Annotated in this window: 20 protein-coding genes; 14 read left to right on the forward strand and 6 right to left on the reverse strand. The window is 38.4% G+C overall.

Features of this window, described 5'->3' with window-relative positions; genetic code table 11:
* Window positions 1-216: 216 nt before the first annotated feature.
* Both B3297_RS01145 and B3297_RS01150 read left to right on the forward strand, forming a co-directional pair.
* On the forward strand, window positions 217-1,791 hold the full coding sequence (locus B3297_RS01145; protein WP_083295945.1) for a peptide MFS transporter: 1,575 nt from the start codon (window positions 217-219) through the stop codon (window positions 1,789-1,791).
* A gap of 83 nt (window positions 1,792-1,874) precedes the next feature.
* Window positions 1,875-3,464 (forward strand): peptide MFS transporter, encoded by a 1,590-nt coding sequence (locus tag B3297_RS01150; protein ID WP_286778284.1) that lies wholly within the window; start codon window positions 1,875-1,877, stop codon window positions 3,462-3,464.
* A gap of 76 nt (window positions 3,465-3,540) precedes the next feature.
* Here the strand turns inward: B3297_RS01150 and B3297_RS01155 are convergent, their stop codons facing one another.
* Both B3297_RS01155 and B3297_RS01160 read right to left on the reverse strand, forming a co-directional pair.
* Entirely contained in the window at window positions 3,541-4,833 is a 1,293-nt protein-coding gene (locus B3297_RS01155; RefSeq protein WP_286778285.1) for a hemolysin family protein, read from the reverse strand.
* A gap of 145 nt (window positions 4,834-4,978) precedes the next feature.
* Window positions 4,979-6,325 (reverse strand): Gfo/Idh/MocA family protein, encoded by a 1,347-nt coding sequence (locus B3297_RS01160; RefSeq protein WP_201638675.1) that lies wholly within the window; start codon window positions 6,323-6,325, stop codon window positions 4,979-4,981.
* Window positions 6,326-6,555: 230 nt separating this feature from the next.
* Between B3297_RS01160 and B3297_RS01165 the strand changes: the two genes are divergently transcribed.
* Window positions 6,556-7,662 (forward strand): phosphotransferase enzyme family protein, encoded by a 1,107-nt coding sequence (locus B3297_RS01165; RefSeq protein WP_286778286.1) that lies wholly within the window; start codon window positions 6,556-6,558, stop codon window positions 7,660-7,662.
* Between the two features lie 78 nt (window positions 7,663-7,740).
* Window positions 7,741-8,385, forward strand: coding sequence for a carbohydrate-binding family 9-like protein (locus tag B3297_RS01170; protein ID WP_070566104.1), 645 nt, complete (start codon window positions 7,741-7,743; stop codon window positions 8,383-8,385).
* 24 nt (window positions 8,386-8,409) lie between these two features.
* Here B3297_RS01170 and B3297_RS01175 read toward each other — a convergent pair whose 3' ends face one another.
* Window positions 8,410-8,748 carry a DUF2853 family protein gene (locus tag B3297_RS01175; protein WP_286778287.1) on the reverse strand — a complete coding sequence of 113 codons (339 nt, stop codon included), beginning with the start codon at window positions 8,746-8,748 and terminating at the stop codon, window positions 8,410-8,412.
* A gap of 225 nt (window positions 8,749-8,973) precedes the next feature.
* Between B3297_RS01175 and B3297_RS01180 the strand changes: the two genes are divergently transcribed.
* The 8 genes from B3297_RS01180 (at window position 8,974) to B3297_RS01215 (ending at window position 17,363) form a co-directional block, all read left to right on the forward strand.
* Complete coding sequence (locus B3297_RS01180) at window positions 8,974-9,222, forward strand: type B 50S ribosomal protein L31 (RefSeq protein WP_046671774.1); 249 nt, start codon at window positions 8,974-8,976, stop codon at window positions 9,220-9,222.
* Between the two features lie 78 nt (window positions 9,223-9,300).
* A complete protein-coding gene (locus tag B3297_RS01185; RefSeq protein ID WP_286778288.1) occupies window positions 9,301-10,467 on the forward strand; it encodes a putative sugar nucleotidyl transferase in 1,167 nt (388 codons plus the stop codon).
* Window positions 10,468-10,478: 11 nt separating this feature from the next.
* Entirely contained in the window at window positions 10,479-11,246 is a 768-nt protein-coding gene (gene tpiA, locus B3297_RS01190) for a triose-phosphate isomerase (protein WP_070566100.1), read from the forward strand.
* Window positions 11,247-11,255: 9 nt separating this feature from the next.
* Window positions 11,256-12,095 carry a 50S ribosomal protein L11 methyltransferase gene (gene prmA / locus B3297_RS01195; protein ID WP_070566098.1) on the forward strand — a complete coding sequence of 280 codons (840 nt, stop codon included), beginning with the start codon at window positions 11,256-11,258 and terminating at the stop codon, window positions 12,093-12,095.
* A gap of 7 nt (window positions 12,096-12,102) precedes the next feature.
* On the forward strand, window positions 12,103-13,473 hold the full coding sequence (locus tag B3297_RS01200; RefSeq protein WP_070566097.1) for a Mur ligase domain-containing protein: 1,371 nt from the start codon (window positions 12,103-12,105) through the stop codon (window positions 13,471-13,473).
* A gap of 66 nt (window positions 13,474-13,539) precedes the next feature.
* Complete coding sequence (locus B3297_RS01205; RefSeq protein ID WP_070566095.1) at window positions 13,540-13,869, forward strand: helix-turn-helix domain-containing protein; 330 nt, start codon at window positions 13,540-13,542, stop codon at window positions 13,867-13,869.
* A 137-nt stretch (window positions 13,870-14,006) separates the two neighbouring features.
* Window positions 14,007-15,779: a peptide MFS transporter gene (locus tag B3297_RS01210; protein WP_070566093.1), complete on the forward strand. Its 1,773-nt coding sequence runs from the start codon at window positions 14,007-14,009 to the stop codon at window positions 15,777-15,779.
* Window positions 15,780-15,833: 54 nt separating this feature from the next.
* Entirely contained in the window at window positions 15,834-17,363 is a 1,530-nt protein-coding gene (locus B3297_RS01215; protein WP_070566091.1) for a peptide MFS transporter, read from the forward strand.
* A gap of 73 nt (window positions 17,364-17,436) precedes the next feature.
* On the opposite strand, the gene B3297_RS01220 is transcribed toward B3297_RS01215, so the two are convergent.
* A complete protein-coding gene (locus B3297_RS01220) occupies window positions 17,437-18,429 on the reverse strand; it encodes an acyl-ACP desaturase (protein WP_070566089.1) in 993 nt (330 codons plus the stop codon).
* Window positions 18,430-18,618: 189 nt separating this feature from the next.
* Between B3297_RS01220 and B3297_RS01225 the strand changes: the two genes are divergently transcribed.
* Window positions 18,619-19,842: a cysteine desulfurase gene (locus B3297_RS01225; protein WP_070566087.1), complete on the forward strand. Its 1,224-nt coding sequence runs from the start codon at window positions 18,619-18,621 to the stop codon at window positions 19,840-19,842.
* Between the two features lie 12 nt (window positions 19,843-19,854).
* Complete coding sequence (locus B3297_RS01230; protein WP_070566085.1) at window positions 19,855-20,274, forward strand: SufE family protein; 420 nt, start codon at window positions 19,855-19,857, stop codon at window positions 20,272-20,274.
* 77 nt (window positions 20,275-20,351) lie between these two features.
* On the opposite strand, the gene B3297_RS01235 is transcribed toward B3297_RS01230, so the two are convergent.
* Both B3297_RS01235 and B3297_RS01240 read right to left on the reverse strand, forming a co-directional pair.
* On the reverse strand, window positions 20,352-21,173 hold the full coding sequence (locus tag B3297_RS01235; RefSeq protein WP_286710428.1) for a VOC family protein: 822 nt from the start codon (window positions 21,171-21,173) through the stop codon (window positions 20,352-20,354).
* Between the two features lie 22 nt (window positions 21,174-21,195).
* Window positions 21,196-22,125 carry a DUF1801 domain-containing protein gene (locus B3297_RS01240; RefSeq protein ID WP_286778289.1) on the reverse strand — a complete coding sequence of 310 codons (930 nt, stop codon included), beginning with the start codon at window positions 22,123-22,125 and terminating at the stop codon, window positions 21,196-21,198.
* Between the last annotated feature and the right edge of the window lie 7 nt (window positions 22,126-22,132).

Genomic DNA, 22,132 nt, shown 5'->3' on the forward strand with positions numbered 1-22,132 from the left:
TTTAATTGATGTGTTGCTCGGATGCAACAACTAAAAAAACTGAAGTCCATTTGTTAGAAACCTATTAAAATCTTCACTATCTTGCTTGAGTATATGAAGATGAGTGAATAACTACTTTCTTGGTGTAGAGGACCATCGGATTTTTCCATTTACTGATGGTATACTTATAAATGGAAATCGCACTACCTTATTTTGAAAAATAACGACTAAAAAAACATGAATTTTGAAAAAAATGCTGTTCTTGAAACCCATTTGCAAAAAGTAGGGGCGGAACATGTATTGGTACAAGGGCATCCAGCCGGCTTGTTCGTATTATTCTTCACAGAGATGTGGGAGCGTTTTAGCTACTATGGTATGCGGGCGCTGTTGGTGAATTTTCTGGTTTCTACCATCGCCCAACAAGGATGGGGCTGGACCAACTCCGAAGCGATGAAGCTTTACGGTTTGTACACCGGGATGGTGTTTTTAACGCCCTTGTTCGGCGGGATTATAGCCGACCGTCTTACAGGATATAAAAAATCCATTATGGTGGGGGCTATAATTATGACTCTCGGGCATATCGCTATGGCTTTAGAGGGATTTAATAAAAGCTTTTTTTTGGCAGGGTTGGTGCTGATTGTTTTGGGAAATGGTCTGTTCAAACCCAATATTTCTTCGATGGTAGGAAAATTATATCCAGATAAAGGCGGTAAAAAGGATGCGGGGTATACCATTTTTTATATGGGTATCAATGGAGGGGCATTTTTGGGTATGATGCTATGCGGCTATATTGGTGAGAAGATCGGCTGGCATTATGGTTTTGGGCTTGCCGGAATATTTATGTTTTTGGGAATGTTGCAATTTTATTTTGCGCAGCGCATCTTCGGAAAGATTGGCAATACACCCGAGAAACAAGAAGAGCTAACCGATATTGCAGCGGGTCAAGAAGAAAATCCGCAACATATTGTGCGTGATCGTTTGCTTGTAATAGCCATTTTTATGTTGTCAAGTATTGTCTTCCATTTAGCTTTTGAACAAGCGGGTGGCTCGATGACGATCTTTGCAAAAAATTATACACAGCGGGTATTGAGTGGTGACGTGGCGGTTTTATTTAAATGGTTCGACGCTGCATTGACGGTTTTGCCGATTGTGGTAATTACTGGGGTATTGTTTGTTTTAGCGAAGAAAATCATACGCAAATACCCGATGATTATACTTTTTTCGAGCATTTCTTTTGTGATCATCTGGTCCTTGTGTCTTTGGAAGGTTTATCGGGAATATTATGGTATGAATTCGGAAGTTACTGTATCCTGGTTTCCGATGTTAAATTCTTTCTTTATCATTACGCTGGCTACATCATTTAGTAAGATCTGGGAGAAAGTATGGAATCCTTCTGGTCCAATTAAGTTTGCAATGGGACTGACACTGGTTGGAGTTGGTTTTGCGGCACTATCTATTGGAAGCTCCGAGATTCCTACCGGTGCAAGGACGGCCTCTGTTAGTATGATATGGCTGGTATTGGCATACTTTTTTCATACAGTGGGCGAATTGTGTATTGGTCCGGTTGGACTTTCTTATGTCAGTAAACTATCGCCCAAAAAATTCCTGGGGTTATTGTTTGGTTTTTGGTTTTGTGCCAATGCCATAGCTAATTTTATAGGGGGCTTTATTGGGTCGTATATTGATAAGATTACTGAATCTCATTCGATGTCTTACTTCTTTGCTGTGTTTACAGTGATCCCTATGGTGGCTGCTGTATTTCTTATTCTAGGCAACAAAAAAATAAAAAAGATGATGCATGGAATTGATTAATTCATAGAAAAATAGTGTATCTTCAAGCGATTTTTATCAAAATAAAAACAAAACCTGAGTTATAAAACAATTATTGAAATTATATGAATCAAGAAAAAGATCAAGTTCTTGTAGCGCATCTTGCTAAGCAGGGGATCGATGACAAGATGGTAAATGGACATCCTGCCGGATTATTTGTGCTATTCTTTACAGAGATGTGGGAGCGGTTTAGCTACTACGGTATGCGGGCATTGTTGACCTTATTTTTAATAAGTTCCATTGCTGATGGAGGATGGGAATGGAGTAATGAACGGGCCATGAAACTTTACGGTTTGTATACTGGTTTCGTCTATTTGACACCATTGATCGGTGGAATGATAGCGGATAAGCTAACCGGTTTTAAAAAGGCAATTTTGATCGGTGCTTTGGTCATGACCTTGGGGCATTTGTCTATGGCATTTGAGGGCGTAAATTCAAATTTCTTTTATTTAGGTCTTGTCTTAATGATCCTAGGAAACGGGATGTTTAAACCTAATATTTCTTCCATGGTGGGAAATCTCTACCCAGATCAAAGTCCTAAAAAGGACGCTGGTTATACCATATTTTATATGGGAATCAATGCCGGATCATTTTTAGGAATGCTATTATGTGGTTACATTGGTGAGAAGATCGGTTGGCATTATGGATTCGGACTTGCTGGAGTGTTTATGTTCTTTGGTATGTTGCAATTCTATTTTGGACAAAAGATATTTGGTATCATCGGAGATTCTCCTAAAGCACTTCGGGCTTACCATGAAAAAAAGATCAAGAATCACGAAGAAAAGGAAGAGGTCATTCCAGCACATGTTGTGCGAGATAGATTGATCGTCGTCACCATATTCATGTTGGCTAGTGTAGTTTTCTTTCTGTCTTTTGAACAGGCAGGAGGATCGATGTCAATCTTTGCCAAGGACTATACGCAAAGGGTTCTGTCTGGAAGTTCGGCGGTGACGTTTAAATGGATTGATACTATTTTGACCATTGTGCCTATTGTTATAGTCACAATTGTTTTAACAGCATTGGCTAGAAAGATATATAAACAATATCCATTAACGATTTTATTTACTGGTATTTCGTTTGGTATAATTTGGTGTTTGGGACTTTGGAAAGTCTTTAGAGAAATAGGAATAACTGGATCAGAAGTCGGCGCTTCATGGTTTCAGATTTTGAATGCATTTTTTATCATTTCACTGGCATCGTCATTTAGTAAATTCTGGGAAAAAATATGGAATCCGTCTGGTCCTGTTAAGTTTGCATTGGGCTTAATATTAGTAGGTATCGGATTTGCAGCATTGGCTTATGGGGCGAGTGAAATTCCCCAAGGTGCCAAGAGAGCCTCTGTCAGTATGATTTGGCTTGTAATCACCTATTTTTTCCATTCTGCAGGAGAGCTTTGTTTGTCACCTGTTGGTTTGTCTTATGTCAGTAAGCTTTCTCCAAAGAAATTTTTGGGACTTCTTTTCGGTTGTTGGTTCTGTGCTTCGGCTATTGCCAATTTTATCGGTGGATTTTTAGGGTCATACATTGATCGCATTACAGAAGAACATTCGATGTCTTACTTCTTTATGATATTTGCAATAGTTCCGGGAGTTACTGCATTGTTGTTGATCATCTTTAACCCCTTATTGAAAAAAATGATGCACGGCATCAACTAAATTGTTGTAGAAGGTGAGCATATAAAAGCGGTTGGCTGATCAGTATATCGATCAACCAACCGCTTTTTATATTCTTTTATTCCTCCACTTTCAAAAGTAGTTTATCGATGCGGTGGCCATCCATATCAAGCACTTCGAAAACTAGATTTTTAAATCGGACACGTTCGCCTTCTTCGGGCACGTGATCTAATCTTAGGAACACTAGGCCTCCTACAGTAGTTACATTGTTGATCTCATCTTCGTCTTCCTTAGAAAGACCGATTTCAAATTCATCCAAAAGGTCCTCGATCTGATATTGTCCGTCGACAACATAATCGCCGTTTTCCAATTGACGTATTGTCGGTCGGGCACTTAGGTCGCTTTCTGTGATGTTCCCTACCAAATCGCCAACGATATCCCGTAACGTAATAATTCCCTGTGGCGAACCATATTCATCAATGACAACCGCCTGATGTATACTGGAGGTGCGCAGGGTATTCATGATGCTATAAGATGAGCTAAATTCGTTCACAAATTTGATGGGTAACATGAGCGTTCTTAGATCAAATGGTTCGTTTTGGAGGCATTGTCGTAGTAAAGACTTTACATGAACAACACCTTTAATATTGTCGAGTCCACCTTCACAGACCGGGTAGATGGAATGATTGTTGTCCAGTATGATCTTTCTGTTTTCTTCAAAAGAATCTTCCAGATCCAAAAAAACAATGTTTTTGCGGTGAGTCATTAGGTTGACCGCCTTTTTGTCCCCTAAACTCAATAGACGATCGACGATATCGTGCTCAATACCTTCGATGACACCACTGTCGACACCTTCGTCTACTAGCGCCTTAATTTCTTCTTCCGTGACACTATTGCCGCTACTCTTGATATTGAGTATTTTGACAATAAACTCTGTCGACATACTGAGTAGCCATACAAATGGTCGTACGATTTTGCTGAGCAGGTTCATCGGGTAAGCGATTAGCATGGCATACTTCTCCGGAATAGCCATACCGATACGTTTGGGGACTAATTCACCAAGCACCAACGAAAAGTAGGTGATGATAAAGACGACAATGATTACAGCGAGCTGTTCGCTATAGGGGGCTATAATACTGGATTTATTAAATATGCCGACTAGATATGTGGAAATACTACCACCAGAAAAAAAACCGGTTAGAATGCCGATAAGGGTAATGCCTATTTGTACAGTGGATAGAAAGTTGTTGGGCGATTCTTTTAGGTTTAGCGCTATTTTGGCTGCCGCATTGTTTTTATCGCTTTCAGCCTGTAGCCTTGCCTTTCTGCTGGATACGATGGATATTTCTGATGCCGATAGTATTCCGTTTAGAATAATCAGGACTAAAATAATAATTGCTTCGGTAAGCATAATGAGTTGAAAAAGTTGTTTGCTAGTGCTAATTTACGGAAAAGACCAGCTAAAAAGTAGGATTATTATGATTATGTCAAGCATCCATAAAAAAAGCCGTATATCTTTCAATACGGCTTTTATAATAATAAGAATGTTTTTTCAATTACATTCCACTGTCATCTAACATAAAAGTATTTTTCTTGGTTTTCCATTTTCCTTTTGTAAAATCAGGGAATTCCAACGTTTTGTTTCCTTTTGCAATAGACTCGGTAGATAATGGGAATACAGCACTCATGGTTACTGAATCATATACGTCAATTGGCGTCTGTACCTTTTGTTTTACTGCCTGAATGAAAGCATTGAATACAAACCAGTCCATGCCACCATGACCAGAACCATTTGCTACCGCTTCATATTTTTGCCAGATTGGGTGATCGTATTTCTTTACCCATTCATCTGCAGAATCCCACGTGTGTGGTTTGGATTTACCCTCGATGTGAATACCTTTTGCAACATCCATCCAAATACCATCTGTTCCTTGTACGCGGAAGCCGATAGAGTAAGGTCTTGGCAAGTGTGTATCATGCGTTAATAACATGGTTTCTCCATTTGCACATTGTAACATCGTTTGTGTGATATCACCATTTTTGTAATTGATCTTACCGTTGGGGTGTCCTGGGGAAACTTTATTGACATAGGCTGCCAATCCACGGGCTTTACTTGAGTACGAAGTGATATGGGTGAATCTGTTACCCTTGTTGATATCTGCAAATTGCATAATTGGACCTAAACCGTGGGTAGGATATAGATCACCATCTTGATCGATATTGAACTGTGTACGCCATTGTGCCTCAGAAATCGCTTTCGGGCCATATTCAACGCCATGGCCATAATACGCTTTTCCGTCATTGAATAATACTTCGCGTAAATCGTGTTGATAACCGCCTTCCAGGTGCAACAATTCACCAAATAGTCCTTGTCTGTGCATATTCAATACAGCAAGTACGTCACGACGGAATGCCACATTTTCTAGGGTCATGTAAGGCTTTCCGGTTTCTTCGGATACTTTCACAATATCCCAGTGATCTTGTAGCGTTAGACCTGCTATAACCTCGCAACCTACGTATAGTCCAGCTTTCATTGCGTCAATAGCTTGGTTTTTGTGGAATTGCCAAGGTGTTGCAATAATGACAGCATCTAATTTTTCATTGCTTAACATCTTTTTGTAAGCATCAACGCCACCAGTATATTCTTTTGGAAGTTTGGTGCTTTTTGCGTTGAATTGTTTACGGCATTGTGCTAGAGATTCTTCTTGGGTGTCACAGACAGCCACAATTTCTAAATCATCTCTGTTTAGGGCAATTTGAACGTGATTACGTCCTCTAAGACCCACACCAATAAAACCGATTTTTATCTTGCCATTTGTTTGGGCAAATAATTCTGTACTTGAAAGGACACCGATTCCAGCTGTAGTGATGGCAGTCGATTTTATGAAATTTCTTCTATCCATTGTTTTGAGATATAAGGAGTTTGTATATTAGTTATTTACTTGTTTGAAAACAGTCTTTGAGACTGGGTACTATTAACAAATATATTATTTCATTTGGGATAAATGAAAGTGCAAACGTTTGCTTAATTTTATTAAATTTCATGCAAACGTTTGATTGAAATAAAAATTATCATTTATTAATTCAATTTGTGATATTGCAAGCACATTGATGATTTAAAAAACATAGTTTAATGTCTGATTTTAACCAATTAGTAGTAGAGAGCGCAGCAAAACAATTCACATTAGAAGGAGATATCATTTCAGTGCAACCGTTTGGTTCTGGTCATATCAATGATACCTATCGTGTAGTTACTACTGTAGATAGCGGTATATCGCATTTATTACAACGTATTAATCACCATGTTTTTCCGAACGTGGATGGATTAATGCATAATATTGAGATTGTCACCAAGCATCTTAGCAAAAAAGTTAAAGTCGCTGAAGGAAAAAGAATCAGCGATCATGTATTGACAATTGTTCCTACAAAAGGTGGGGAATTATATATAAAAGATAGTCAGGATAATTATTGGCGCATGTTTATTCTCATAGAGGATACGAAAAGCTATGATATTGTAGAGACTGAAGTCCAAGCAGCCGAAGGTGGCCGTGCTTTTGGGTTGTTTCAAAAACAGCTGTCGGATTTAGATGCTTCGTTGATCGTTGAAGTACTTCCCAACTTTCATAATATAGAGTTTAGACTTGAAAATCTTCGAAAAGCAATCGCTAAAGATGTGTGCCAACGTGTAGCGTCGGTAAAGGACAAATTGGATTTTATCTTTAGTCGTGAAGATCGAATGAAAACCATTCTTGAACTTGGTAACAAGGGGGAGCTTCCACTGCGCATTACACATAATGATACCAAGTTTAATAATGTGCTCTTAGATCGCCACGATAAGATGCAATGTGTGATCGATTTGGATACAGTTATGCCAGGCTATGTGGCATACGATTTTGGAGATGCGATTCGGACGATTATTAACCCTGTTGCTGAAGATGAGATGGATGTTTCGAAAATTCTGCTAAATCTTGCCTTATATAAGGCCTATGCCGAAGGTTATTTGAAGGAAGCTAATGACTTCTTGACAACTTTAGAGAAAGAAACATTAGTCGATGGGGCCTTCTTATTGCCCTATATGCAAGGAGTACGTTTCTTAACGGACTATTTGGAAGGAGATCATTACTACAAGACTAAATATGATGACCATAATCTGGTGCGTACAAATACGCAATTGAAATTGGTTGAAGAGATGGAAAAGAATGAAGCATTTATGCGGAAGGTAGTTTTTGATTGCATTTAACAATTTTATACCTTTAATCCTATTGAGAAGCTTCCATCGCGTAGATGAAGCTTCTTTTTTCTGTAAAAAAATATTCGAATGAAAAAACTAACCATTTTGCCTATCGCAGCGGAGCTGGCCAATACACTTGATTATCATACTTTGTCGAAGCTCTTGAGCAATTTTGAATCACATTCGCTGGAGTTTAATAACTGGAGCGAATCTTTCCCGTATAAACCTGAGGTACAATTTAAGATTGGCTATACCCAGGAGTATCTTGTGTTGCAATATGATGTCGTCGAAGAACAACTTCGGGGTAATTATTCCGAAACAAATCAAAATGTATGGGAAGATAGCTGTGTGGAGTTCTTTATTTCTTTTGATGGACGCGAACATTATTATAACCTGGAATTTAATCTAATTGGAACAGGCTTGATCGGTTATGGTCCGGCCGAAAAGGCAAATAGAAATCGATTGGATAGTACAACAATAGAACAGGTGCGTACTTACTCTTTAATTGAGCGTAATGGTTCCGATAAGCGATGGAGTATGATTGAGGTCATTCCACTTGCTGTATTTCAGTTTGACGATGTTGTAGACCTGAAAGGTAAACGGATACATGGGAATTTTTACAAATGTGGTGATCATCTCAAACAACCACATTTTATATCTTGGAATAAAATAGAAAACCCAACTCCTAATTTCCATCTCCCTGAGTTTTTTGGAGAAATGGTCTTTGGTTAGGAGTTGAGTGAAAAAAGGTGATGCTTATTGGTAAACAAATTCTTTTTTGAATTTCTTTGCCAATAAAGCATATACTAATACACGGTATTTATTTTTATTGGATTTGCCAATAGCGGTAATCACTTCCTCTAGTGCCTTGTCTAAATCAGGGCCATCTTTTAGGCCTAATTTTTTGATCAAAAAGTTTTGTTTGACACGGTTAAGTTCTTCGGGATCTGATGCAGCAATGGTTTCCGAGTCTGCATTGTAAATGGAAGGTCCTATTCCTTTTGTTACTTTTGCAATAAATGCTTCATCTAATGATAAGCCTAGCTCTTTTGATTCTGCAACATATGCAGCAATTTTTTCATCTAATTTGCTCATAATTATGTAAGTGATTTAATTGTAGTAAGTTAAGTTAGGTAAAAAAGTCGATAAACAAAATTATTCTTTGGTTAGGATAAAGATTGTTACATTTGTGCCCTTGATAAGTGTTGTTAACTAAAATGTGGAAAATTTCAACTAATTATTCTTCGTAATTGTTGTAAGTTACATTTTTATAAGTTATCTTTGCACCTCAATAATTGAATATACGTAATCATAATAATAATGAAAAAAGATTTGCATCCTTCAAATTACAGATTAGTTGTATTTAAAGATATGTCAAATGACTATGCTTTTATTACAAAATCTTGTGTTGATACAAAAGAGACTATTACATGGGAAGACGGAAATGAGTATCCAGTTGTAAAATTAGAGATTTCTCATACATCACACCCTTTCTATACAGGTAAAATGAAATTGGTTGATACTGCTGGTCGTATCGACAAATTCCGTAACCGTTACAACAAAAAATAATTGTAGCAGATCTGTATATTACAATATTAAGAACTCGATAAATATAATTTGTCGGGTTTTTTTTGTTATTTTTAATTTGTGAAAATCTTCTTTACAGATTGCTTTGATTCGATCCAATTGTTGGATAAGCTTAGCTCCCCATTAACTACTTTTGATAGAAAGGGTCTTTATCCATTTACTTTCGTGAAATCTTGTTTGGACCTTAGGGTTGGTATACTGACTTTACGGGAGAAATGGCGAAAATTAGCTTTAAAATTTGATGTACACTATGTTGCCAACGATGCGGATAAGGAGGGGCTTATATGGGTGTCTGAGAACGTTATTCCGTCAGTAGCCTTATTACAGCTTCTACAGCGCTTGCGTGTAGGAGAGGTCCTTGTACAGGACGGATACGTTTTAGCTTGTTGTTATACACATATAGACTCTTATCGTGTGCAAGAGGTTGATATATCCGTTGATCTATTAAAAGGGATAGAAGATCTGTTTTTGCTCACAGGAACTGAAATAACACATGATTTCAATCATCTGGTACAAAGTGTTCAGTCGTCCAGTATATCTGGAACAAATCAATTGTTGGGTAATGATCTTTATGTAGCTGATCGCGTTAGCATGGAATGTGCTACGCTCAATACCCTACAAGGTCCCATATATATCGATGAAGATGTTACAATTATGGAGGGCGCGCATTTGCGTGGTCCATTATATCTTGGTAAAGGAGCCGTTGTAAAAATGGGCGCTACGATTTATGGGAATGTTTCGGTAGGGAAGCAGAGTGTTATTGGGGGAGAGATCGGGAATTCGGTCATTGGTGATTTTTCGGCCAAGGGGCATCATGGTTATCTAGGGTGCTCGGTAATAGGAGATTGGTGTAATTTAGGAGCTGGTACCTCTAATTCCAATTTGAAGAATAACTTAAAGACTGTTTCAATTTACGATTATGCATTAGATAGTGTTCGGGATACAGGTCTTTTAAAATGCGGTGCCTTTATTGGAGACTATACTCGCCTTGGCATCAATTCGGCTTTAAATACAGGAACAGTAATTGGAATTGCAAGCATGCTAGCAGATACAAGTTTTTATGCTAAATTTGTACCGTCATTTGCTTGGGTGTTTGACGGAGGTGCTCAGACTTATGAATTTGATAAGTTTATGGCATATCTGGAGACGCTGTATGCATCAAAAGGGGAAGAGCTCACGGAGCAGATTAAAGATAAATTGAATCAACTTAACAAAAAATATAATTAAATCGTAAAATCATGCGTAAAAAAATCGTAGCTGGTAATTGGAAAATGAATTTAGACTATCAATCAGGATTGAGCTTGTTTTCTGAAATTATCAATATGGCCAAAGATGAAGTGATTGGAAACCAGGAATTGGTTGTTTGTAGTCCATTTATTCATTTGTCAAGTCTTGGGCAACTGTCTAAAAATGTCGCGAATGTAAATATTGGTGCTCAGAATATTCACCAAGCGGAGTCGGGTGCTTATACAGGTGAGATTTCGGCTTCACAAGTAAAATCAGTAGGTGCTTCACATGTTATTTTAGGTCACTCTGAAAGACGTGCTTATTTTGGTGAAACTGATGCATTGTTGGCATCTAAAGTGGATATTGCATTAAAGCATGATTTAACCCCAATATTCTGTATTGGAGAAACAAGAGAGGAACGCGAATCTGGAGCTTTCTTTGATGTGATCAAAACACAATTGACAGATGGATTGTTCCACTTGTCTAAAGAAGCTTTTGCAGCTGTGGTGTTGGCATATGAACCAGTTTGGGCAATTGGTACTGGCTTGACAGCTAGCCCTGAGCAAGCACAGGAGGTTCATAAATTTATTCGTGAGGTGTTAGCTGATCAATATGGTCAGGAGATTGCTGATAATACAAGTATTCTATATGGAGGGTCTTGTAATCCAGGTAATGCAAAAGATTTGTTTGCTCAAGCCGACATCGATGGTGGTTTGATTGGAGGTGCTTCTTTAAAATCGAGAGATTTTATTGATATCGCTAAAGTATTTAACGGCTAATTTTTAGAAATGAAATACGTAGAGGTTATCTTTCAAATGCGATCAGGTGAAGAATGGCAGAAGGATTTGTTGATATCTGATTTGGCTGATATTGGCTTTGATACTTTTGAGGATACCGAATCTGGATTTGCAGCTTATATTTCAGCTGCAAATCTTGACTTGCAAGCATTAGAAACGCTGATGCTTCAACCTTATGAAGGCCTGGAGGTCGATTATAAGATACAGGAAATAGAAAATCAGAATTGGAATAAATTGTGGGAAAGCAATTTCAACCCAATAGAGGTAGGAGGGCAATGCTATGTGCGTGCAACTTTTCATGAGGCCAAACCTGAGTTTCCCTATGAAATCATTATAGATCCGAAGATGTCTTTTGGCACCGGCCATCATCAAACAACTTCGATGATGCTTCAGTATATTTTGGAGAATGATTTTATGGGCAAGCAGGTTTTGGACATGGGCTGCGGTACAGGGATACTGGCCATTTTAGCATCAAAAAAAGGCGCGAAAGCTGTATTGGCTGTGGATTATGATGAGATATGTGTTGAAAGTGTAATCGAAAATAGGGCACTCAATCATGTTGAGCATATCGAAGCGCTCTGTGGATCTTACGAAGTTTTGGCCGGTCGGGTCTTTGATGTGATTTTGGCAAATATTAACCGTAACATTCTTTTAGAACAATTACCTCAGTATGCCTTGAGCATTCGTACAGGGGGTGAGCTGTACCTAAGTGGTTTCTATGAGCAGGAAGATTTAGCAATCTTAAGCGATGCGGCGACCGCATTGGGTTTTGAGTTTATCTCCAATAAAGTTTTAAATAATTGGTGTGCAGCCAAGTTTGTGAAGCGATAATTTAGCTATGCGGATTCATTTTATAGCAATAGGTGGTAGTGTGATGCATAACCTTGCTATTTCATTGGCAAAACAAGGGCATCAAGTGACCGGTTCTGACGATCAGATCGTAGAGCCCTCCCGTTCTCATTTGATTGAAGCAGGATTGCTTCCTAATCAATTGGGGTGGTTTGAAGAAAAAGTAACGGAGGATATTGATGCTGTGATCTTGGGCGCTCATGCCCAGGCAGATAATCCTGAATTAAAGCGGGCCCAGGAATTAGGTCTTAAAATTTATTCTTTTCCAGAATTTATACAAGAGCTTTCGCAGGATAAAATCCGGGTGGTTATCGCTGGAAGTTACGGTAAGACAACCATAACGAGCATGGTGATGCATGTTATGCGATTTCTAGGAAAAGAATTTGACTATTTGGTAGGAGCTCAATTAAGAGGCTTTGATAAGTTGGTCGATATTACTAAGCATAATAAGATTATTATTATCGAAGGAGATGAATATGTTTCATCTAAGATTGATCCGAAGTCCAAATTTTTGTATTATAAACCGAATATAGCGTTAATTTCGGGTATTGTATGGAATGAGTTTAACTCAAAAATATCTCAAGAGGAATATATTAAACAATTTGAAGATTTTATTGACTCAATTCCGCCTAAAGGTACCTTAATTTATAATAAGGAAGATGTTGTGTTACAGAAGGTTCTTCAAGATACAAAAGATTGTAAGATCAATAGACATGGCTATAAGATTCCTGATTATACAATTAATAAAGGGGTGACTTACATCAATACACCGGATGGCGACGTTCCATTGCAAGTGTTTGGTAAGCACAACCTATCTAATATTGCTGGGGCGTATACGATCTGCGAATGGTTGGGGATCAAAAAGAAAGAGTTCTTTGAGGCCATAAAAAGTTTTAATACTTCGATTCGTTATTTGGAGTTTGTTGCAAGCTCGGAAGGATCTGTGGTTTATCAGGATTATGCCTGTAATGCGGATAAAGTGAAGTCAAGTATTCACGCCGTGAAAGAGCAATTTCCTAATCAGAAATTGGTTACAATTATCGAATTAAACTCGTATGATAGTTTAGATTCATCGTTTTTGTTACAATATGCAAACTCAATGAAAGAGTCGGATGTCTCTGTGGTCTACGTGAATATAAATTCCTGTAAAGAACTTAATAAAGATATCGAAAGTGTCCCCAATAATATTAAGAATAATTTTAATAACCCTGATTTAGAGGTTGTTGTGAGTTTGGATGGGCTCTATTCATTTTTAGATGGTGTCAAATCAAAAGGTTACAATTTACTTCTTATGAGTTTAAATAATTATAATGGGGTTAATTTGTCTGTGCTGGCTGATCGGTTTTTTAGAGATTTTTAGAGAAAAAATTATAATTTAATGTAAATTAAATTGTAATTTATTATTTTTGTTTAAAATATCTACCAGATGAATGCATTAGGAAAAAAAATCAGATTACTTAGACACCAAAAGGGGTGGAGTCAAGAGGATGTTGCAAAACGATTGGATATCTCAATCCCAGCATTTTCTAAAATTGAAACAGGGATTACAGATGTGAATTTGTCTCGCCTGAATCAAATCTCAAAATTATTCAATTTGACAGTTGTTCAACTTTTATCTACTTCAGATTCTGAAGAAGATAAAGAGTATGTAAACGAGGTGAATGCTTTGACGCAAAAATTACAACAACGCGATGGCGAAGTAATTGAATTGCAGAAAAAGGTTATTGATCTTTATGAGCAATTGCACAAAAGATAAGGCATATTAAAAATGTTACCGAAAAGGCAATCCAAATGGGTTGCCTTTTTTTGTTTATGCAACTTTATTTTGGTCAAAAGTGATTTTGTTTTTGTTTCTTTGTAAGTATTTTATCAAAAAATAAAGGTTAATTATTTATGGGGAGATTAAACGGGGATATAACGAATAGCCCGTCGACTGATTTTTTTAAGTCAAATGTATTGGGACAGCGTTCAGGACTCTTTGTCCTTTTCTTTACTGAAATGTGGGAACGTTTTTCGTTCTACGGGATGCGTGTACTCTTAATGCAGTTTTTAACTGCTGCAGTTATTCAAGGTAGTCCTTTCTCGGGATGGTCCTGGACTGCACAACAAGCGGGAGCACTTTATGGAACCTATGCCATGATGCTCTATTTAACTCCTATTCTAGGAGGGATTATAGCGGATAAATATATTGGATCACGGAAAGCTGTGATCATCGGTTCGGCGATTATGACGCTTGGACATGCTGCCATGGCCTTTGATACTTCCATTATGTTTTTTCTGGGTTTGATCTGTTTAGTTATTGGAACAGGTTTTTTCAAACCCAATATGCCTTCTATCTTAGGTGAAATGTATAAAGATCTACCAGAGAAAAAAGATGGAGCTTATACCATATTCTACATGGGGGTCAATGCTGGTGCTTTCTTTGGCATGATGCTATGTGGATATATAGCCGAAACGTATGGTTGGCATTGGGGATTCGGCTTGGCTGGTATCTTTATGCTTTTGGGAACACTGCAGTTTGTTTTCGCAAAACCGCTCATGGGAAATCTGGGTGTTTTAACTAAGTCGACCTCAGGGGAACACCAAGTTATCGCTGAGGATACCGATACCAGAAATCCATTTACCATACGGGATTATGTATTGATCGCGATAGTTTCTATTATCGGTTTCGTATATGCTTTCAATGACCCTTTGTCTAAGAATGGTATTGTTGATGTGTTTTCTGGTTTGGATACACCGTTTCTTAGAGGTCAATATATTATGGTCATTGTGGCGTTAATTCTCTTCATATATCTTATTGTGACACGGATTTTGCGTTATGATAAGGTTGTAAGGGATCGGATGTTTGCGGTCGTGTTGCTAGCGTTTTTCTTGGTCTTCTTTTTTATGAGCTTTGAGCAGGGGGCAACTTCGTTGGTTCTTGTGGCGAGAGATAATATTGATAGATCACTTACTGGTGCTGCATTGACGACCTTTAATGTGGTAAATGGTTTATTGACGATTGTACCGCTTTCGATTATCTCTTGGGTTCTGATTAAATTGGCAAAAGTAACCTGGAACAAAATTGCCATTTCAAATATCGTATTGTTTATCTGTTTTGGGTTGATCTGGGGAGCAGTAATCTGGATGTTGTACAATGAATTCAATAAAGAAGCATCAGAAATTAAAGTCTCCTGGTTTTCGATCCTAAACTCATTTTTTATCATTGCACTTGCCTCCTCGGTATCCAAAATTTGGGAGTCCAAATATAACCCATCGGCAGCCTTTAAATATGGCTTTGGTTTGATTTTGGTTGCGATAGGATTTTTTATTATCGGGTTGGGATCTATGGGGATAAGCCAAGGGGCTAAAATCTCGATGGTATTTTTGGTGCTGACCTATTTGTTCCATACATTGGGCGAATTATTTATTTCGCCGGTAGGTCTTTCTTACGTATCCAAATTGGTGCCGGCTCGCATGCTCGCATTTATGTTTGGAATATGGTATTTGGCGATTGCTATTGCACAGAAGGTTGCAGCGGTATTGGGCGGACAAGTGGAAACAATTCAGGAGGAGCACTCCTTGAGTTATTTCTTCTTCTTATTTACAGCAATTCCTGCCTTAGCAGGCCTGTTAGTAATGCTGTTTAATCCATTGATTAAACGATTGATGCACGGAATTAAATAACAAATATATAAGCTTCTTTTGCGAAAGAAGCTTTTTTGATTAATATAAATTAGTATGGAGGTTAGTACAAGGGAATCGCTAGAAGAGATTCAAAATTTTGACGGGAAGTACCCAAAGCAAATCTGGAGTTTGTTTTTTTCCGAGATGTGGGAAAGATTCTGTTTCTATGGTATGCGCGGGATGTTGGTGTTCTTTATGATCACACAGCTAAACTTTGCTGAAAAGGATGCCAATTTACAGTATGGAGCGACACAAGCATTTGTATATGCGTTTACATTCATAGGAGGGCTGTTTGCAGACAAAATTCTTGGTTTCAGAAAGTCTTTATTCTGGGGTGGCTTATTGATGATCGTAGGAAGCTTATTTCTTGCAGCAGATCCGCATAAATATTTCTTTTTTGGTTTATCATTTATCATTATAGGTACGGGTTTCTTTAAACCCAACATATCGACGATGGTAGGCGAGCTGTATAAAAAAGGTGATGTTCGTCGTGATGGCGGCTTTTCCTTGTTTTATGCGGGAATAAATTTAGGCGCATTCTTAGGCGGATATATCTGTGTTGCGATCGGTAAAGGATATATGCTGACGTCAATTATTTCTGAGGGACATCGCTGGAATGTTGCTTTTGGTTTGGCGGCGGTAGGCATGTTGGTTAGTTTAGTGAATTTTCACTTTACCAAAAGGCATTTAGGACCAATTGGACTTCAACCTGGGGATCCTGAGGCCATAGTAAAGACGAAAGCATTACCGAAATGGGTAGAATATGCCGTATATATTGCCACGTTGATTTTTATCCCTATTATTCAGATCATGGTGTCAAAAACGCAGTATACAGACTATTTTATGTACACGATCGGCCCATTGACGCTGTTATATCTTTTTTATGAAATGTCTAAAGTGACTGCTGAAGAGCGGAATAAATTAATTGCCGCGCTGGTGTTTATCCTTTTCTCGATTATTTTTTGGGGTATATATGAGCAAAGTGGCGGTTCCTTAAGCATCTTTGCTGCTAAGCATTTGAATGATTCCTTATTGGGCGTTATGACGCTCGATCCAAATGGCGTTAACAATTCAGGTGGAGCATTATTTATTATTGCATTAGCACCTCTTTTTGGTCTTTTTTGGATTTGGCTGGGCAAACGTAAACTTGAGCCAAATACCATTATTAAGTTTGGTCTTGGCTTTGTTTTCTTGGGATTAGGTTATTATGTCCTATTTGCTACGCGTTTATTTGCTCACGATGGTATGACCTCATTGGATGTCTTTACTCTGGCACTGCTTGTGATTACCGTTGGGGAGCTTTGTCTATCACCAATTGGTCTTTCCATTATGACGAAATTGTCTCCAGCAAGATTACAAGGTATCATGATGGGCATGTGGTTCTTGGCAAGTGCTTACGGTCAATACGTAGCAGGCTTGATTGGTGCTAGTATGGCTGAAGCTAAGGAAGGAAGTTCATTGGCGGATAAACTGGTGACTTATACGGAGAGTTATAAACAATTGGGCTTGTATTCTTTGATTGCTGGTGTGGTGCTTATAGCCTTATCTCCTGTTGTACGTAAATTGATGGGGAATGTAAAGTAAAGTGCGCAACTTTGAAACATTAAAGTTATTGATATAAAAAAAAGCTTGATTATTAAATCAAGCTTTTTTTATATTAATAAATCCATTTGAATTTATAATCTTTTTCTGGAACCTTCATCCGATCAGCCAGTCTAGCCAAACGATCTGGTAGTTTTAGTAGATAATCTCTCGCTTTCTCACCTTTATCATTCAGGCCATTAACTTGATCTATTTTCCATTCACTGTTCAGCTCTTTCAAGATATCCACGTAGTCCAAAGCAGTATATACTCCCAATCGTTGGGCTGCGTCCGAGAAATGTGCAAATGCCTCTCCTTGGGGCTCACCGGCTTCTCTTAAGAACTGGGCCGGCATAACGATTTTTTTACGCATCATATCCTCAAATGCAATCATGACTTCACTCGGGTCTACGGTGATTGCTTTTGAAATAAAAGACATATAAGCTTTAGCATGACGTGCCTCATCAGATGCGATGACCCCACACATTTTTGCCAAAAGTTTATCGCCGCTTTTTTTGGAAAGCCCAGATACACGACGATGGGAAACGTTGGTCGCTAATTCCTGAAATGAAGTATAAATAAAATTCCGGTATGGGTCTGCACCAGTACCAATATCAAAACCGTCTTGAATAAGATATTGTGTAGACATTTCAAATTGGCGCATGTCTATTCTACCCGACAAATAAAGGTATTTGTTCAATAGGTCACCGTGACGGTTTTCTTCAGCCGTCCAAGCGCGTACCCATTTCATCCATCCACCTTGCTCGTTTTTGTCAACGTCTTCTACCATGGTCAACCACGATTCGTACGTTGGAAGGGCCTCTTCGGTGATGGTGTCTCCAACCAATACTGCGACCAAATCATAAGAGAGCTCTTTTGCACTTTCCTGCAACTCTTTTACTTCCTCAAAAAAAGTGTCCCTAGAAGAATCTGGAAGAAAATCGGCAGGTTGCCACATCTCTTCAACAGGCTTCAGGTATTCGCTCATCTCATTGAGCATGAACGGTTCCAAATAGGTCATCACTTCTTTACGTGAGCCTTCCGGTAAATTTAGAGGTAATTCTTGCATATGATTACAAAGGTACTAAATAGCATCAATAAATTATAAAAGCTAATTATAATTGTTTAAAATGCCAAAAATTACTTTTTTGGCTGAGGATACCTTGGAAAACCGACATTGATAATGACATAAAAAACAGATTGACCGTCCTGTATTCGATAAAATACTATTAACTTTGTATAAATTATTTAGACGACGTTGGAAAAATTTAATATAGATAAAATACGAGCCGATTTTCCGATTCTTAAGAGAGAAGTAAATGGTAAACCATTGGTTTATTTGGATAATGGCGCGACAACACAGAAGCCGAGTTCTGTTATCAATTCGATTGTACATTATTATACAGATATGAATAGTAATGTGCATCGGGGCGTACATTATCTTAGTCAGATATCGACGGACGCTTTTGAGGTGACTCGAAAAAAAGTTCAGGCTTTCATCCATGCTGCTGAAGATAAGGAAATCATTATCACCAAAGGAACAACAGATGGAATTAATCTGATTGCCACTTGTTATGGCAGAGCTTTTATTCACGAGGGTGATGAGATTATTATTTCAGCGATGGAACACCATTCCAATATTGTGCCTTGGCAGATGCTCTGTGATGAAAAGGGCTGTAAAATTCGGGTCATTCCGATGAATGATAAAGGTGAGCTTGATATGGATGCCTACAGCAATTTGTTTAATGAGAAAACCAAATTAGTTGCTGTAACCTATGTTTCAAACTCCCTTGGGACAATCAATCCTGTGCGTGAGATGATTTCAATTGCTCATGGACATGGTGCTGTTGTTTTAGTCGATGCTGCGCAGGCTGTTCAACATATACAGATTGATGTTCAAAAGCTGGATGTAGATTTTCTGGTATTTTCCGGACATAAAATGTACGGTCCTACAGGTGTAGGAGTGTTATATGGCAAAGAGGAGCTATTGAACGCGATGCCACCTTATCAAGGTGGTGGAGATATGATTAAAGAGGTTACTTTTGAAAAAACGACCTATAATGAATTGCCTTTTAAATTTGAGGCGGGTACGCCTAATATTGAAGCCGGTATCTGTTTGAACGAGGCCATCGATTATATCAATTCAATAGGTCTGGAAAATATCGAGGCCTACGAACATGATTTGTTGCAATACGCTACGGAGAAGTTGGCTGAAATTCCGGGCATGCGGTTTATTGGAACGGCCGAGCAGAAATGTTCCGTTATTTCATTTGTAATTGATGGCACGCATCCTTACGACGTTGGTGTGATCTTGGATAAATTGGGGATCGCTGTACGTACAGGCCATCATTGTGCCCAACCTGTCATGGATAGGTTCGGTATTCCGGGAACTATTCGTGCTTCTTTAGCCGTATATAATACAAAAGAGGAAATAGATATTTTGGTCGCCGGTATCCAACGCGCGGTCAATATGTTGGTTTAATAAAAAATAGGTATGACCATTAATGAAATACAGGATGAATTAATTGAGGATTTTGCTTTCTTTACGGATTGGATGGAAAAATATGAGTACATCATCCAGCTGGGAAAAGAAGTGCCTCTAATTGATGAACAATACAAAACAGATGAATATATCATCAAAGGATGTCAGTCCAAAGTATGGCTTTTTCCGGAAATAAAGGATGGAAAAGTGTATTTTACGGCAGATAGCGATGCAATTATCACAAAAGGCTTGGTGAGTTTAATGGTCAAAGTACTATCTGGACATACCGCCAAGGAGATTGTTGATGCCGATTTATATTTTGTGGATAAAATAGGGCTGAAAGAACATTTGTCACCAACTCGGGCAAATGGCTTGCTATCCATGATTAAGCAAATGAAATTATACGCTCTGGCGTTGCAAGTGAAAGCATAAAAAGGGGATTATTCATCCCCTTTTTTCTTAATACTATTTTAAAAGCTGTTCCCCTCAGCTTGAGATTTATTTTGAAATTATCCAATGAGTTCCTGAATAATGATCTTTTTCATTCTTATGAGCGCTTCATTTGCCCCTGGTCGCTTTAGTAATGTTGCAATTTGTTCGGGTACGATCTGCCAGCTTACACCGAATTCGTCTTTGCACCAGCCACACATGCTCTCTTTGCCTTTCTTCGTGATCGTATTCCAGAAATAATCAATTTCCTGCTGATCTTTACATAGAATAGTGAGTGAAATGCCTTCGTTAAAAGTGAAATTTTGTGGAACTCCGCTATCCATTGCCATGAGTGTAAAATCCCGGACTAAAAATTGGGTATGTTGGATTGATCCGGTATATTCACCTTCTGTGTATTTCATGATCCCATTGCTTCGAAAATCATGAAATAATTCTGCATAAAATGCTAGTGCTTGTTCGCAATTTCCTTGTTGCTCTCCGCAATACATTAGCGTAGGTACAATTGCCTGTTGGTTGGTATCGCTCAGTTTACCGAGGTATAATTGCCAATTTACGCTAAACTTGTCGGCCAACCAGCCGTAGTAAGGGCTCAAAGGGTAGGAGTTTAAAGGCATTAAGGTGTTACCTTCCACAGCAAGTGAATTCCAGATACGATCAATTTCCTCTTTGCTTTCGCAAATGACCATAAATGATATGGATGGGTTGGGTTTGAATGTAGGACCTCCATTTATTCCAATAAATTTCACACCGCTTAGGACAGCTTCAACAACGATGGGAGAGCTGTTGCTAATATGGCTTCCAGGGAAGGTACCAGCGTAAAGATCAAAGGCTTCCTTCGCGTTTTGATCGAACCAAATGGATGGGATAATTGAATTATTCATCTTTTTTTGTTTTAGCGTTCACCTATTTGTATTTGTCGTTCAGGCCTTTTTTAGCGAGGACCAACGGTTTAATTTTTTCAATACGGGATTGTTTCGTTTTTTCTTGCTTGGCCTCATCGATGTACTCGATGTATTCTTTCTGTTTTCCTGGTGTTAAAGCCTGGAAACTTTCTGCGAAGGTCGGATCCGTCTGCAGTGCTTCCAATAATAGACCAGCAGGGGCCTTCATTGGAGATTTAGTTGGCTTGAGCTCTTTTCCCTCGTCAATGGTTTGGATGGATTCTTGGATATATGCGGCTATTTTTTCGGCACTCATATCCTTAACGTCTTCAAAGCGCCATTGTCGTAATGCTTTCGTTTTTCCTTCGGAGGCACTAATGAGATGTTTATCCCGATCGGTTAAGAATACACCATTATAAAACCAGAGGGAGAAGAAATTTTTAAAGCCGCCCCAACCAATAACATTTTTCCCTTTATGCGTATAGATATAGCTCCCCCATTTGAATTCCTTTTTTAAGGAAGTTTGCTGGATGATCTCTTGCATGAGTTCTTCAGCCTCCTGCCAGTTCCCTCGGCTTTGGTACCAATTGGGGCCTTGTTTGTCTTTAAGTGTATCAATATTAAAATTGACAATATCGGTAATTATTTGTGTTGGAATCGGTTGATCCAAAGGGATTTGTATTGCCCCTTTTGTGGTTTTAAAATTTTTGAGTTCTGTAATGAAGTGCTCGATAGCAGCAGGTCCTGGATATAGGCCCAAATGGTTTTTGTTCATCGCAAAATGGATGATATTACCCTTGTATCTGAAAGTAGGCATTTGATAGGAGATCGTTTCATCTGCATCGGGAGGGACTAGGCCAGCGATAAGCTGTCTCACCTTGATCAGATATTCTTTTTTCTCCCCGTCAAATTGATTGATATATTCGTCTATTGTTGCGATGCTCGTTGTCATAATTTGT

The sequence above is a fragment of the Sphingobacterium sp. UBA3519 genome, assembly GCF_002377215.1.
Taxonomy (GTDB): domain Bacteria; phylum Bacteroidota; class Bacteroidia; order Sphingobacteriales; family Sphingobacteriaceae; genus Sphingobacterium; species Sphingobacterium multivorum.